The sequence below is a fragment of the Synechocystis sp. IPPAS B-1465 genome, assembly GCF_003015225.1.
In the GTDB taxonomy this organism is placed as follows: domain Bacteria; phylum Cyanobacteriota; class Cyanobacteriia; order Cyanobacteriales; family Microcystaceae; genus Synechocystis.
The window spans coordinates 1,839,724-1,854,822 of sequence record NZ_CP028094.1 but is presented as its reverse complement, the minus strand read 5'-3'; the positions used below and the strand labels follow the sequence as shown (position 1 = coordinate 1,854,822).

Here is a 15,099-nt window from a genome sequence, read left to right as displayed (position 1 = left end):
GCTTTAGCTAGGCTTAGAACACCAACGCTTCGGCGATCGTTTTGTTGTAAATGATCCGCCCCGGAGTCGTCTGAATGTACTGAGTAATAATCTCCCCATCAACTCCTTCACGGATTTTCCGTTCCCGGTAATATTTCATCACCGTGCCATCCCCCAAATCCTCGGTTTTGATGACCTCTGTGTCTGGTTTTTCCGTCACCACATCTTCATCCAGATGGCGAATCCAAATTTGGGAGTGGAGATCCACTTGGCCGTGGTCATAGGCCCGCAAGGCATCTTCGATCCCGGCAAAGTAACGTCCTGCTCCCTTTTGGGCATTGGGATTTTCTGCGGTGAGGTAATAACAGCCCAATACCATGTCCTGGGAGGGAGCCACAATGGGTTTACCTGTAGCGGGGGAAAGAACGTTATGGCAAGCCAGCATCAACAGCCGGGCTTCACATTGGGCCTCTAGGGAAAGGGGGACGTGTACAGCCATTTGGTCCCCGTCGAAGTCAGCGTTAAAAGCAGGACACACCAGGGGATGGAGTTGGATGGCTCGCCCTTCCACCAAAATTGGCTCAAAGGCTTGGATACCCAAACGGTGCAGAGTGGGTGCCCGGTTGAGCATAACGGGGTGTCCAGTGATCACTTCCTCCAATACGCTCCAAATTTGCGGATCGCCCTTGAGAATCAATTTCTTGGCCGCTTTGATGTTGTTAACAATGCCTAGTTTGATCAGACGGTGAATCACAAAGGGCTGGAATAGCTCGATCGCCATTTCCCGGGGCAGACCGCATTGGTAAATTTTGAGGTTGGGGCCCACCACAATAACGGAACGACCGGAGTAGTCCACCCGTTTACCCAAGAGGTTTTGACGGAAACGACCCTGCTTACCTTCAATGATGTCGGAAAGGGATTTCAACGCCCGGTTATTGGCACCCACGACGGTGCGACCCCGGCGACCATTATCGATCAGGGCATCCACTGCTTCCTGGAGCATCCGCTTTTCGTTGCGGACAATGATTTCCGGGGCGAGGATTTCCTGCAGACGGGCCAGACGGTTATTACGGTTGATTACCCGACGATAGAGATCATTCAGGTCAGAGGTGGCAAAGCGCCCCCCATCCAACTGCACCATGGGACGTAAATCTGGCGGAATAACAGGGATCACATCCAAGGTCATCCATTCCGCTTGGGAGTGGGTAGCGATGAAATTATCAATTACCCGCAGACGTTTAATCAGCTTGGCCCGCTTTTGTCCTTTACTAGCCAGAATTTCTTCCCGGAGCTTTTCCGCCACTTCTTCCAGTTGCAATTCTGCTAAGAGCCTTTGCACCGCTTCCGCACCAATGCCCACTTCGATACCTTCTAGCTCAGAATCTTCAGCATAAATTTGGTCTTCAATTTCTACCCACTGGTCTTCAGTCAGGAGTTGCTTATATTGCAGATTGCTGGCATTGCCGGGGTTGAGCACCACGTAGGCGTTGAAGTAAACGATCTGCTCCACATCCCGCAGGGCCATGTCCAAAAGAATGCTGAGATAGCTAGGGATGCCTTTGAGATACCAAACGTGGGTGACGGGGGCGGCTAATTTGATGTAGCCCATGCGGTGACGACGAACCCTAGATTCCGTTACTTCCACGCCACAGCGCTCACAAACAATGCCCCGGTGCCGTGCCCGTTTATATTTGCCACACCAGCATTCCCAATCCTTGGAAGGACCAAAGATTTTTTCACAGAACAGACCGTCCATTTCCGGCTTTAACGTCCGGTAGTTAATGGTTTCGGGTTTGGTCACTTCCCCCACTACGGTGCCGTTCGGTAGGGTGCGTTCTCCCCACTGGCGGATCCTTTCGGGGGAGGCGATCGCAATTTTGACGTAATCAAACCGAGGTTCTGATTGGGCTTTCATGCTGGGCAAGGAACAAAAAATTTCAGACCCTTCATTGTACGATATTTATCGGCCCCTGGATGGGAAACCGGGTCAATCAATGGGTCTAATTTCTTATACTTGGAATAGTTTTTCGGTGGGACAACAGGTGTTTTGCCAAACTTGTTTGGAGGAGAATCTGGAACTAGGTCTGGTGAAAAAAGTCCGATCTGTTGTAATGTCTGGGGGGAAGTGGAGACCCTTAGGGGTACTGCCTGGCTTTTCGGTAGTCTAAAACCTTGGTTGAAAGGTGAAGATGTTTCAACATATCCAAAGCCGTCGCTAGTTGTCGCGCAGCTATTTGCCAAATCAATTTTCCCGTCTTTAAATTATCTGTTGCTATGAGTCTGACCATTGCCGATTATCAATCCTTCTTGCGGGAAATTGAACCCTTTGCTCAACTTCCTGCCCCGGCGATCGCCGAGATAGCGGCAAAACTGAGGCCGCTAAGGTTTCGCATGGGACAGATAATTCTTGCCCGGGGAAAGTTGGCCAATAATGTTTATTTCTTAGTCAGTGGGCAAGCAAGACTACTCGGTTACGACCCCGGCACTGGTTACCCCGCCACCATGGCTTTGCTCCAGAATGGGGCAGTGATTGGGGATAACAACGCCATCAGAAATGTCCCCTGTGAAACGGCGATCGCCTCTACGGAAACTATTTGCGCCAGCCTCACTAGGGACGAGTTTTTAGCTTTGGTAGATAAGTATCCTGAACTAGCCAGGGTTTATCGCCACCAATGCGGTCGGGTGGAACTATTCGATTTATTAGGGGAACAGCTACAACGCACCGCCCAAGGCAATGTGGATTTGCGCCAGCTAACCCTGGAAATGTTGCCCCAGAGTCAGGTTTACGAGTTGCAACCCGGTAGCCACAGTTTGCCCAGTGATTTGCCCGATCCCGAAAGACTTTGGTTGGTGAGTAGTGGTGAATTGGAGCAATGTCCCCGGGGTAGCGCTTTGCCTGATCCAGACTCTGCCTTGGTGCTCAAGGCCCAAACCCTTGTCCGTTTGATTGGGCTACCTCCTTTACCCCGGTTTTTCCCGGGAAGTTCTGGATCGAAAACCAATGGCAATGGTAACGGCCATGGAGAAGTGCCCCTGGCCACGGTGACCCGCCTCGCTCCAGAAGATTCCCCCTGGGATGATATTCCCTATGCTGACCCCAACCAATTGGGAGAGCCGCTACCAGAGCCCACCGTGGTCAAATCTGGGCGCAAAAGTTATCCCGTTGTGCGGGGGCAAAATCCCACCGATGCCGGGGTAGCCTGCTTCCAGATGATTAGTCAATATTTCGGTATGCCTTTCCGTCGGGACATCATCCAAAGGATTGTCACCGAAGAAATTAAGCGCAGTGAAGCCCTTTCTTTGCCCATTTGCGGTGCCATTGTGGAGTTGATGGGTTTGACCAGTCAGTTGGTCCGCATCCCCAAGGGAGTTTTTGGGCAAATGCAGGTCCCTTTTCTCATCCGCTGGCAAGATAGCCTTGCCCTGGTCTACGAAGCTGGCGATCGGGAAGTAAAAATTGCCGTACCGGAATTGGGTCTAGTCAAACGCGACACCAGTGAGTTTCTTGAAACCTGGGGAGAAGAGGGGCAAGGGGAAGTGCTGATGATGTACCCTTCCAAAGATACGCCCCAGCAACGGTTCGGCTTGAGTTGGTTTTGGCCAGCGTTGGTGAAGTACCGCTACATTCTCCTGCTGGTCTTTGTGGCATCCTTCTTTGTCCAACTATTTGGTCTGGCCAATCCCTTGATGATCCAAATCATCATCGACAAGGTGATTGTGCAAAACAGCAAAGATACCCTGCAGGTGCTGGGTATTGCGTTGGTGTCGATCGCCATTTTTGAGGCCCTCTTAAGCACCCTACGAACCTACTTATTTGTAGATACCACCAATCGCATCGACATGAGTTTGGGGTCGGAGATCATCGACCACCTACTGCGGTTACCCCTGCGCTATTTTGAGAACCGCCCAGTGGGGGAAATTTCCACCAGGGTTAACGAACTGGAAAATATTCGGCAATTTTTAACAGGTACGGCCCTGACGGTGGTGTTGGACTCCGTTTTTTCTGTGGTCTACATCGTCGTGATGATTATCTACAGCCCTCTGCTGACGGCGGTGGCCCTGGGAATTGTGCCCATTTTTGTTATTTTGACTCTGGTATTTTCCCCCCTTATTCGTAGGCAGTTACGGCTCAAAGCGGAAAGAAACGCCCAAACCCAGTCCTATCTAGTGGAGGTAATGTCAGGGATTCAGACCGTTAAAGCCCAAAACATCGAGTTGCGCTCCCGCTGGCAATGGCAGGACAAATATTCCCGTTATGTGGGGGCCGGTTTCAACACTGTCATTACCTCTACCCTAGCTAGCTCCTCCAGTCATTTTCTCAACCAGTTATCCGGTTTACTCGTACTTTGGGTGGGGGCATCCCTGGTGTTGGATGGGGATTTAACCCTGGGTCAGTTAATCGCTTTTCGGATCATTGCCGGCTACGTTACCTCCCCTATTCTGCGTTTGACCCAACTCTGGCAGAACTTCCAGGAAACCGCCCTGTCCCTGGAACGGTTGGCGGACATTGTTGATACGCCCCAGGAATCGGAGCGCGATCGCCAAAACATTCCCATGCCCGAAATTGCCGGCGAAGTGAAGTTTGAAAACGTCAGTTTCCGGTTTAAAAAACAGGGGCCATTACAGTTGAACAACATTAACCTGTCCTTCCCCCCGGGCACCTTTGTGGCTTTGGTTGGGCAGAGTGGTGCTGGTAAAAGTACCCTGACCAAACTGCTTTCCCGACTGTATGAACCCGAAGGGGGGCGGATTTTGGTCGATGGCCTTGATATTGGCAAAGTGGAACTCTATTCCCTCCGTCGTCAGGTGGGGGTAGTCCCCCAGGAAACCCTCCTGTTTGAAGGCACAGTGCAAGAAAATATTGCCCTGACTAACCCAGACGCGACCACGGAACAAATTATCTCGGCGGCTAAAGTTGCCTCTGCCCACGAATTCATTATGACCTTGCCCAACGGTTACAACACCAGGGTAGGGGAACGGGGAGCTACTCTCTCCGGGGGACAACGGCAACGAATTGCGATTGCCAGATCGGTGTTACAGCGGCCACGCATTTTGGTGTTGGACGAGGCCACCAGCGCCCTGGATTACATAACCGAACAACAAGTATGTATCAACCTTGGGGATGCCTTCAAGGATCACACCGTCTTCTTCATCACCCACCGCCTTAGCTCTGTCCGGAGCGCCGACGTAATCGTTATGATGGACCAAGGTTCCGTTGTTGAGCAGGGTAGCCATGACGAATTAATGGCCCTCAAGGGACGTTACTATTACCTTTACCAACAACAGGGCGCCGGCGGTGACGATGTTTAGTGCCCTCACCTAAAACTGTGTGAATTTTTATCAACTAGCCAGACAGTGTGCCCCCATGGGTTTTAAAACTTTGTCTATACCATTACCATTAGCCTAAATAATTTCCTCGCCCAATCAACTCTTTGTCCATCATCTTTGGCGATCGCCCCCAGAATTATGAATAGCCCCACCCAGGAACATGCTCCCCAAAGGAACGGCCACAGCTCCAAAACCATGGATGCGGGCACCTTGGCCGACGTAAAAGAACAGGAAAAGGCTGCCAAAACTCCCGTTGCTCTCTCATCCAACTCATCCCTATTCCAACCGGAACAAGCCATTGTCATGCGTCAGTCCCCCATGTGGGCCCGGGGTATTGCCATTGCGATTATGGGGGTGACTGTGGTGGCTGTGACCTGGGCTTCCATCGCTACCATTGAACAGGTGGTCCCCGCCACCGGACAACTGAAACCCCTCGATACAGTTAAGGACATCAATGCTCCCCTCAATGGGGTGGTTAAGGAAGTTTTAGTCGAAAACAACCGCAAGGTCAAAAAAGGTGAAGTGCTGGTAATCATGGATTCCAGCAGTACCCGGGCAGAATTGACCGCCGCCCAAAATATTCGCTCTAAGGTTCTCCAGGAAAATGCTTTCTATCGCACCCTACTGCAAAACGGTTTGGAGGGCAGTACCCTACAGAGGGCGATCAGCCAGCTCAACTTACCCTGGGAAGTAGTGGCTTTGGCCAATAACCGGGCTGAATTGATTAATGAAAATAAACTTTATCGTCAGCAATTGGGGTTAAGAAACGCCAGTGGTGAAGGCCAACTCAGTGCCGAACAACTTTCCCGACTGGAAATGGCCCGCTTTGAATTAGGCAGTCGTGTGACCGCTGCTGAATTGGAGATTCGCCAAATTGAAAAACAATTACAGCAGGCCAGCCTACAATTGAGGGCGGAAAGGAGTCAGCTCCAGGAAGACCAGAAAATCTTGGCTGGGCTATTGGGGCGCAACGAAGCGGCCCTCGTGGAGGCAGAGAAAAGCTTAGCGATTGAAGCAGGCATCGTTAATAGTATGACCCCCTATGACCCCCTTGCTAGAGGAGGGAGCCCTGGCACGGTTACAGGTAGAAAAACAGCAACAATCCCTCAATGACAGGACTCAGCAGTTAATCGAGCAAAAAGTTAACACGGTGGTGGAAGTAGACCGCCAAAAACAACAAATTGAGTCCCGCCAAGCAGAAATCCAGCGCTTAGAAACGGAGCAATCACGCCTTCAGTCTTTAATTTCCCAAGCCCAAGCCCGCCTGGCCAACACCAGCGCCGTAACTGATAAGGACATCTATGATCGCCTTGCAGACAACAATAAGCGGCTGGCAGAAATTGATAGTCAGATCACCAAAATCATCGTTGATAACGACAAACGGCTGACCGAATTAAACGGACAGATTGAACGGGCAAAGGTAAACCTTGGTTATCAAGAAATCACTTCCCCGGTGGATGGGGTTGTATTTGACCTCAAGGCCACCCCTGGTTACGTTACCCCCCCCAACCAAACTGAACCTCTGCTCAAAATTATTCCCGCCGATAGCTTAGTAGCCGAGGTGGATGTGACAAATAAAGATATCGGTTTCGTGCGCACTGGTATGCCCGTTGACGTACGGATTGATTCCTTCCCCTACAGTGAGTTTGGTGGAGTCGATGGGGAAGTGGAATACGTCGGCTCCGATGCCCTGCCCCCCGATCAAACCTATCAATTTTATCGATTCCCCGTCAGGATCAAGCTAGATAGCCAGGAATTAGTTAGTCATGGGCGGGAGATTCCCCTCCAATCGGGCATGTCCGTCACAGCTAACATCCGTGTCCGTGAAAAACGCACGGTGATGAGCATCTTCACAGAGCTGTTTACCAAGAAAATTGAGAGCTTAGAAACTGTTCGTTAGTGTTCTTGCTTTTATTGCCTCAAAATCAGACTGCTTCCAACTGCCACCGCATCGAAACTTTGGCTAAACTGGGGGCAGTTCTTTTTATCTACCACCATGGTCAAACGACGCAAGCTAATTTCTTACACTGCTTTCAGTACGGCGATCGCTGTCATCACTGGTTGTTTTGGTGGTAATAGTAGTAACGGCCAAGGACAAACGGTAAATGTTGGTACCATGGCGGACCTCAAGGCCAAGGGAGAGTTGAAGGGGAACACTCCCAAGGGGCCGGTGACGGTAGTACCCAATGGTAATAGTGGCCAGATTAGTGCGGTTAATCCCACTTGTACCCACAACGGCTGTCAGGTGAATTGGAAAAAAGCCAATGGTAAATTTGTCTGTCCCTGCCACGGAGCGGAATTTGCGGCCACCGGCAAGGTGCTGAAGGGGCCCGCCATCAGGGATTTACCTACCTATGCTACCCAGGTGAGCGGCAACAACATTCTGGTCAAAGCCTAGGGGCCACCCAAGGTTTTTCAAAGCCGCTTGGATAATTGGTGGGAGGAAAAAGCTAAGTTATGGTGAGAATCTTTGGGGCGACGGTGTTGGCCCTGCTCAGTTGGGGGGGCGCGGGGGAACCCTTAGTTGGCCAGGAAGTGGCCTGGCAGGAAGCGAAGGTTTTTGCTGTACCCACCCAAGCGGATCCGGCCATCGACAAAATTGTAGATAATTACCTCGATCGCCTGGAATCCTTGGGCTACGATCGCCAGCGCCAGGGCATTTGGTTACAGTCAGAATGGGCCTATTTGGGCTACAACCAGGGAGAAAGTGCTTTTCCAGCGGCTTCTTTGACCAAAATTGCCACCAGTGTGGCGGCGTTGGATAAATGGGCACCCAACCATCGTTTTATCACCCGTTTTTACACCGATGGCCCCATCCATAACGGGGTTTTAGAGGGGAATTTATTCGTCGCTGGGGACCATGATCCCCTCTTTGTCTGGGAAGAGGCGATCGCCGTGGGCAATGCCCTGAACCAAGCAGGCATTCGGGAAGTAACCGGAGATTTGGTGGCGGTGGGCAATTTTGCTATGAACTTTGAGGCCAACCCTGCCATTGCCGGAGCTTTATTTCAACAAGCCGTGGATGAAAGCCAATGGTCGGCCACAGTGAGCCAAGCCTTCGGGGATTTACCTCCCAATACTCCCCGGCCCCAAGTAAAAATTGCTGGCGCTGTCCAGACCCAGGCTGTTTTACCCGCCAACTTAGAACCGTTACTAGAGCATCAATCCCTTCCCCTAGCGGCCTTGCTCAAACAGATGAACATCTACAGCAATAACGATATGGCCGAGATGTTGGCCCAGGCCATAGGCGGAGCGGCGATCGTGGCCCAAACCACCTCGCGCTTGGGGGCAATTCCAGCGGCGGAAATTCAACTAAAAAATGGCTCCGGCCTAGGGGTGGACAATCGGCTTTCCCCCAGGGCCGTGACCAAAATGTATCAAGTTTTAGCGGCGCAACTGGAACCCCATGGCCTAGGCATTGACGATATTTTTCCCGTCATGGGGCGCGATCGCCGGGGAACATTGGAATGGCGCAGTATGCCCCAGGGATTAACGATAAAAACTGGCACATTAAATACGGTCAGTGCCCTAGCGGGTACTATTCCTACCCAGGAGCGGGGCACTGTTTGGTTTGCCATCATCAATAATGGCCCCAATTTTGATCGTCTGCGAGTCGAGCAGGACCGACTGTTACAACAAATCGCCGAACATTGGCAGGTGTTACCGGAAAATTTAAATGCTGGCCCCATGGATAAGGTTTTATTAGGCGATCCGGCCCGTAACCTAACTCCCCCACCGTCTGAATCTTGATTATTAAGAATTTTCAGACCCCTGGGATTCCTGTCGTTGTATCCTAGGCGGTGGAAATCCCTGGCCAGTCAATTTTGCCCCCTATGAATACATCATCCCCCGTTTTCATTCCCGTAATTCTTGCCGGTGGTAAAGGAGAAAGATTTTGGCCCCTAAGCCGTAGGCAACGACCTAAACAATTTTTGTCCCTGGATGGTTCCGGGGTTAGTCTATTGCAGGCCACAGCCCAACGTCTACTATCCTTGGCTGGGGACTGGGAAAATTTGTGGGTGATTACGGCGGCCCCCATTGCAGAAGGTGTTTTCGAGCAATTGCCTTCATTGCCCAAGGAAAATTGCCTAGTGGAGCCAGAGGGAAAAGATACGGCCCCTGCGGTGGCCTGGGCTAGCCTAGAAATCGCCCAACAGTATGGAGACGATGCCATTATTGGTTTTTTTCCCGCTGACCACTGGATTAAAGACCAATGCGCCTACGAGCAAACTTTGAAAGCGGCGATCGCCTATGCCCAGGAACAGGACGCCATTGTCACCCTTGGGATTAAACCCCATGGCCCCGCTACTGGTTATGGCTACATCGAGCAGGGCACATTGGAACGGGAAATAGATGGTTTACCGGTGTATCAAGTGACCCGCTTTACCGAAAAGCCCGACCGAGCCACGGCCCAAACCTTTGTGGACAGCGGTAAGTTTAGTTGGAATAGTGGCATGTTCATTTTCCGAGCCGGGGTGGTACTAAGGGAATTAGACCGGCACGCCCCCGAATTATTAGCTACTTTAAGGGCTAAGGGAGCAGCCGGTTACCCAGCTTTAGAAAAGAAAAGCATTGACTATGTATTGATGGAAAAAACCCAATTAGCCGCCGTTCTACCGGCCAATTTTGGTTGGGATGATTTGGGGGATTGGAATGCCTTGGAGCGACTTTTTCCCGAAACAGAAGCCAATGTGGATTTGGCTAACCATGTCAACTTGCATAGCCGGGGCTGTATTGTTTACGCCAGTGATGAGAACCAGATAATTGCCACCATTGGCTTGAAAGACGTGGTAATTGTGCGGGAAGGCAATGTCACCCTGGTGGTGCCCAAAGACCATACCCAGGACATCAAGGATTTGCTTAAACAACTACAATCTCAACCGGAGTACGAAAATTTGCTGTAGAATAAGCGGCCATAAAAAATTGATTTTATAAAAAATCTGGGTACCGCTAACAAATCAAAAGTTATTGATATCGGCAGCACACAATTTTTTAGTTTCTTCTGTAGAAAATCCTAAAGAATTAGACTGTGATAAATGTCTTTCAATAAATTACTGTCAACTACCCGTTAGAATATCTATCTTCCCTTCTCTAACAAGCGATCATTCTGCTCGATGTGATTCTAATTTGGGGGGATTTAGTTGAGGAAAAAAATTCCCAAGCTTGGAACCCACAGGCTATTGCCAGTGGCATTGTTTGTGCCATTTTGATTTGGTTTGCCCACTCGGTTCATGGTAACAAGTCTTAATCCAATCCAGAAATGCTCCCTAGCAAGTGAAAAAACTCACTTTCTCTGGAGTGGGGCACAACCAATTTAAGGTTTACTTATAGGGAATTCAAACCCAGGTAAACAAGATGTTTCAACCATTGTTTGCCAGAATTAAAAGACCGAGCCATCCTAGGGAGGCTATCAATGTTTAGGGAGGAGGGTTATGGGCACTAGTCCCCAAAATTCAGAGTTTACTGAGCGTTTAAGCCAAGAAATACCTTTTTTTGAGGGATTAAGGCTGGAAGTATTGCAAGAGGCCATTGCCCATGTTTCCGTTCGCAGTCATCCCGCCAACCAAGTTATTCTCCTCGAACATGACTGGGGCGGCTCAGTTTATTTCGTCATGGATGGCTGGGTCAAAATTCGCACCCATAATGTGGATGGTCGGGAAGTAACCCTCAACATTGTCGGCCGGGGAGAGATTGTCGGGGAAATGGCGGCGATCGAAGAGGCTCCCCGCTCCACCGACGTCATCACCCTTACCCCGGCGGAAGTGTGCAGTGTACCAGCTCCGGAATTTTACAATTTTCTCCAAACAGAGCCCATGGCGGGCATTCGTTTAGCCCAGATCATTGCTCGCCGTCTGCGGCAACTTAACCGTCGTTTGCGGCTGAGGGAAGCAGAAAGTTTAACCCGGGTGGCGGATACCCTGCTATTTTTGGCGGAAGGTCGGGGCCGAGATACGGACAAAGGGGTAATTATTCCCAATTTGCCCCACCGAGAATTGAGTAGTATTAGTGGGTTAGCCAGGGAAACTGTCACCCGTTGCCTAACTAAACTGGAAAAACGGGGCTTAATCCATCGAGAGCCGGATTTTATCAGTGTGGCCAATCTCAGGGATTTAGAAGATCTAATTTCCTGAACATAGAAAATATTGCCCTGGCACCATTGCCGATCGCCGAAACATAGTATGTCACACTAGGTGGGTTGGGCTTGTTGCCACAGAATCCCGTGTTAGATGGGTTCAAAGTTATAACTGAAAAACTTTTTCCATGACTTTTTCTGCTGACCGATCGCCGAATACCGGAATTAAAGCTGAGATTACCAATTCTGTTAGTGATCCCAAGGAGACTACGGCGGATATGGTCGATGTGAATAGTATGGATGAAGACAATTGGGTGGATGCGGGGGACGGAGAAACAGAGGAAAGCAAAGCACTACAGGAATTACCCTTGAGCCGTCAACAGCCGGTGTTGAAATCTCCCCAGACCCTGGCCATGGTGGAAAGCGCCTTTCTCGCTAGCATGGTCAGCATTATTTGGCTGATTAATTATTATTTTCCCATTGGCCCCCTATTAAGGATCCTGTTTCCCATTCCCCTGGCTCTGGTTTATCTGCGTTGGCGATCGCCGGCCGCCATTAAGGGCATGATTGCCGCCGGGTTGCTACTTTCTGTGTTGATGGGCCCCACCCGGAGTGTGGTCTTTGTCATTCCCTATGGGCTCATGAGTTTGCAGTTGGGATTCTGCTGGGTGAGAAATGCATCCTGGGGCTTTTCCATTTTTACCGGTGCACTAATCGGTACCTTTGGCTTTTTCTTTCGCTTTTGGCTATTTTCCTTTCTGTTGGGGGAAAACCTTTGGCAATATGTCATGGGACAGATCACCAATTTGCTTGACTGGCTATTTTTACAATTCAATATTTTGGCTCAGCCAGACGTGCTACTAGTACAATTCTTGGCAGTAGGTATGGTTTTCCTCAACAGTCTGATTTATATGCTGGCAGTGCATTTAACAGCGCTCTTGATTTTGGATCGTTTGGGTAATCCCATTCCCCGGCCTCCCCAATGGCTAAAAGTGATTTTAGATTACGATTATTAGACTTGGTAAATTAATGGGAAACGGCAAATTATCCCCGTGATAGGATAAATGCCAACGTTTTTGTGATCCACTACTATGGGCCTGCTATTTCTGAAACTAATGGGCCATGCCCTCGGTAGTATCGTTATGTACTGGGGTTTACTGCTTCTGCTGATTGCTCCCTGGGTATTGGCATTGCTATTAGTTGTACTCATCAATGGAGTGTGGAATCAAATCACAGGAAAGAATGAAGAATGGCAATGGTTTGGCAATTGGACAAGTGCCATTGTCGATGTGATTAATTCACTCAAATTTCAATGGATCGGCTGGATTCCAGGAATTATAATCCAAGTTTGGTACGCTGGTTACGCCGCAAACTTAGTACATAATTCGACTTTAGACAAAACGGACATCTATGTCATCGCCTTGCAATTGATGGGGAGCGCAGGGGTGATTTTTGCAGCATTGGTTTTCTACTGGCTTTATTGCCTAGTGGTGGAAGTCAATCTAGGCAAATGGATTTACATTTTAGTGGGGGGAATTTCCTTGACGGCATATTTTGTCTTTCTACAATTCCCCCAGGTTGCTGAGACTTTGGGTCAAAGATGGCAACAAATATTTGATTCCCTGCTTTGGGCCATGGTGTGAGTGATGCCATCAAAACCTGACTAAAAAGTGTCCGTGGGAACAGGTTAAGCTCCAGACAAGACAGTAAACTAAGACCATGGAAGTCCGTCTAACCTTTGCAATGTAGTCTTTTGGAGAGTCGGTTTTATGTCAGACCTGAACCGTGGCATCATGAAATTCGACGGGGCAGATAAGCCCTTCCTCGTCGCTGTTTCGGCAATGTTAATCCTGGGGGGCATTGGTGCCCTGATTATCTGGGCCCTACGGGTAGCCTACGCTGTGGGCTAGGAACTTACCGCCATCATCAAACTTAATGAGCCAATCCCTTTCCGCCGAAAAACTTCACTTCACCACTAAATTGGCCTATGGAGCAGGGGACTTTGGCCCGGCTATAACTGCCAACATTTTGGTGTTTTACCTGCTGTTTTTCCTCACCGATGTGGCGGGAATACCGGCGGCCCTGGCGGGTAGTGTGTTGATGATTGGCAAAATTTTTGATGCCATCAATGACCCGATCATTGGCTTGTTAAGTGATCGCACCCGCAGTCGATGGGGCCGGCGTTTGCCTTGGATGTTGGGAGGAATGATTCCCTTCGCTCTTTTTTACACTGCCCAGTGGTTAATTCCCCATTTCAGCGACGATCGCCTGACTAATCAATGGGGATTGTTTATTTACTATGTGGCGATCGCCATGGCATTTAATTTGTGTTACACCACGGTTAATTTGCCCTACACGGCCCTAACACCGGAGCTGACCCAGAACTACAATGAGCGCACTAGGCTAAATAGTTTTCGTTTTGCTTTTTCCATTGGCGGCAGTATTCTTTCCCTCATTCTCTACATCCTCATCGCCGCCGGTTTGCCCGATCGCCCCCAGCAGCAGTTTGGTGAATTGGGAGTAATGATTTCCGTGCTCTCCATCTCGGCTCTACTGTGGAGTGCGTTAAGGCTACAAGAAAAGGGTAAAGAACCAATCCTTTCGCCCAGTCTACGCCGACGTTTAGCGCCTCTGTTAATGGCCGCCGGCATTACCCTAATCTTATTGGCGATCGCCAAAAGTTTTAACTTGTTGGGGGGCAGCGGTTTTGATTACATCAGCTTTTTCCTCATTCTACTGGGGTTAATTTGGGGTGGATTTGGTTTTACACTGCGGGACAGCGCTGTAGAAGAACATCTACAAAAGCTTGAAAATTCCCCCAGTCCCGGAGTTACAGAAAATTTGCCTCTGCTGAAACAACTCAAAATTGCCTTCAGTAACCGGGCTTTTCTATTTGTCATTGGTATTTACCTCTGTTCCTGGTTGGCCGTCCAATTGACCGCATCAATTCTGGTTTATTTCGTGGTTAGTTGGATGGGCTTAAATGAGCAACAATCCGGCACCATTGCCCTAGCTGTCCAGGGCACCGCCCTCGTGATGCTATTTGTTTGGCAAGCTTTGGCTCAGTTTTTAGATAAAAAAGTGATCTATTTTCTCGGCTCCATGGTGTGGATGGGGGCAGAAGCTGGGCTTTGGTTAGTGCAACCAGGACAGGTTGCTTTACTGTACACCCTAGCTATTTTTGCTGGAGTGGGAGTGTCCGTAGCCTATTTAATTCCCTGGTCTATGATTCCCGATGTGGTGGATCTAGACGAATTAAACACCGGCAAACGCAGAGAAGGATTTTTCTACGCCTTTATGGTGCTATTGCAAAAAGTAGGTTTAGCCCTTGGCTTATTTTTGGTGGGGCTAACTCTGGAAGCGTCCGGCTTTATTGCCCGCATTCCTGGGGAACCAATTCCCATTCAACCGGACAGTGCTCTCTGGGCCATTCGTTTTGCCGTTGCTCCCCTGCCAGCTTTCTTTTTACTGGGCGGATTGATACTAGCTATTTTCTATCCCATAACCAGGGCAGTTCATACCGACATTCGTCAACAATTACAAGCTCGGCAGCAAAATAACCATATTTGATCTTTCCGCCATTGAGCATTGAGTAGTATAGGTCAGGATCAGCGCTGCGGATAAAGCGTATCAAGTAAAAATTGAAGGCCCCGTTGCATAAATCACCTGGGCTGAAGAAATGATTTGGTGACGGCGTAACTAGTTAAGACTAGTGTGGA

The 15,099-nt window shown here is 49.7% G+C and carries 12 protein-coding genes; 11 read left to right on the top strand and 1 reads right to left on the bottom strand.

Annotated features, from left to right (window positions below; all coding sequences use genetic code 11):
* Positions 1-13: 13 nt before the first annotated feature.
* Positions 14-1,894: a DNA-directed RNA polymerase subunit gamma gene (gene rpoC1, locus C7I86_RS08815; protein ID WP_106907931.1), complete on the bottom strand. Its 1,881-nt coding sequence runs from the start codon at positions 1,892-1,894 to the stop codon at positions 14-16.
* A 359-nt stretch (positions 1,895-2,253) separates the two neighbouring features.
* Here rpoC1 and C7I86_RS08805 point away from each other — a divergent pair, with 359 nt between their 5' ends.
* The 11 genes from C7I86_RS08805 (at position 2,254) to C7I86_RS08765 (ending at position 14,950) form a co-directional block, all read left to right on the top strand.
* Entirely contained in the window at positions 2,254-5,289 is a 3,036-nt protein-coding gene (locus C7I86_RS08805) for a peptidase domain-containing ABC transporter (RefSeq protein ID WP_010872887.1), read from the top strand.
* 156 nt (positions 5,290-5,445) lie between these two features.
* Complete coding sequence (locus tag C7I86_RS19150) at positions 5,446-6,420, top strand: biotin/lipoyl-binding protein (protein WP_234376049.1); 975 nt, start codon at positions 5,446-5,448, stop codon at positions 6,418-6,420.
* Complete coding sequence (locus C7I86_RS19145; protein ID WP_234376047.1) at positions 6,350-7,207, top strand: HlyD family secretion protein; 858 nt, start codon at positions 6,350-6,352, stop codon at positions 7,205-7,207. The genes C7I86_RS19150 and C7I86_RS19145 overlap by 71 nt, the downstream gene beginning before the upstream one ends.
* A 96-nt stretch (positions 7,208-7,303) precedes the next feature.
* Positions 7,304-7,705, top strand: a complete 402-nt coding sequence (locus C7I86_RS08795; protein WP_010872885.1) for a ubiquinol-cytochrome c reductase iron-sulfur subunit — start codon at positions 7,304-7,306, stop codon at positions 7,703-7,705.
* 59 nt (positions 7,706-7,764) lie between these two features.
* Positions 7,765-9,057, top strand: a complete 1,293-nt coding sequence (locus C7I86_RS08790; RefSeq protein ID WP_010872884.1) for a D-alanyl-D-alanine carboxypeptidase/D-alanyl-D-alanine-endopeptidase — start codon at positions 7,765-7,767, stop codon at positions 9,055-9,057.
* 83 nt (positions 9,058-9,140) lie between these two features.
* The gene (locus tag C7I86_RS08785) at positions 9,141-10,211 is read left to right on the top strand and encodes a mannose-1-phosphate guanylyltransferase (RefSeq protein ID WP_014407111.1); all 1,071 of its coding nucleotides are present in this window, start codon (positions 9,141-9,143) and stop codon (positions 10,209-10,211) included.
* A 528-nt stretch (positions 10,212-10,739) separates the two neighbouring features.
* Complete coding sequence (locus C7I86_RS08780) at positions 10,740-11,438, top strand: Crp/Fnr family transcriptional regulator (protein WP_010872882.1); 699 nt, start codon at positions 10,740-10,742, stop codon at positions 11,436-11,438.
* A 130-nt stretch (positions 11,439-11,568) separates the two neighbouring features.
* Positions 11,569-12,396 (top strand): DUF2232 domain-containing protein, encoded by an 828-nt coding sequence (locus tag C7I86_RS08775; protein WP_010872881.1) that lies wholly within the window; start codon positions 11,569-11,571, stop codon positions 12,394-12,396.
* Between the two features lie 75 nt (positions 12,397-12,471).
* Complete coding sequence (locus C7I86_RS08770) at positions 12,472-13,023, top strand: hypothetical protein (protein ID WP_010872880.1); 552 nt, start codon at positions 12,472-12,474, stop codon at positions 13,021-13,023.
* Positions 13,024-13,149: 126 nt separating this feature from the next.
* Positions 13,150-13,290 carry a hypothetical protein gene (locus C7I86_RS18945; protein ID WP_020862346.1) on the top strand — a complete coding sequence of 47 codons (141 nt, stop codon included), beginning with the start codon at positions 13,150-13,152 and terminating at the stop codon, positions 13,288-13,290.
* 25 nt (positions 13,291-13,315) lie between these two features.
* On the top strand, positions 13,316-14,950 hold the full coding sequence (locus C7I86_RS08765) for an MFS transporter (RefSeq protein WP_010872879.1): 1,635 nt from the start codon (positions 13,316-13,318) through the stop codon (positions 14,948-14,950).
* Positions 14,951-15,099 lie beyond the last annotated feature (149 nt).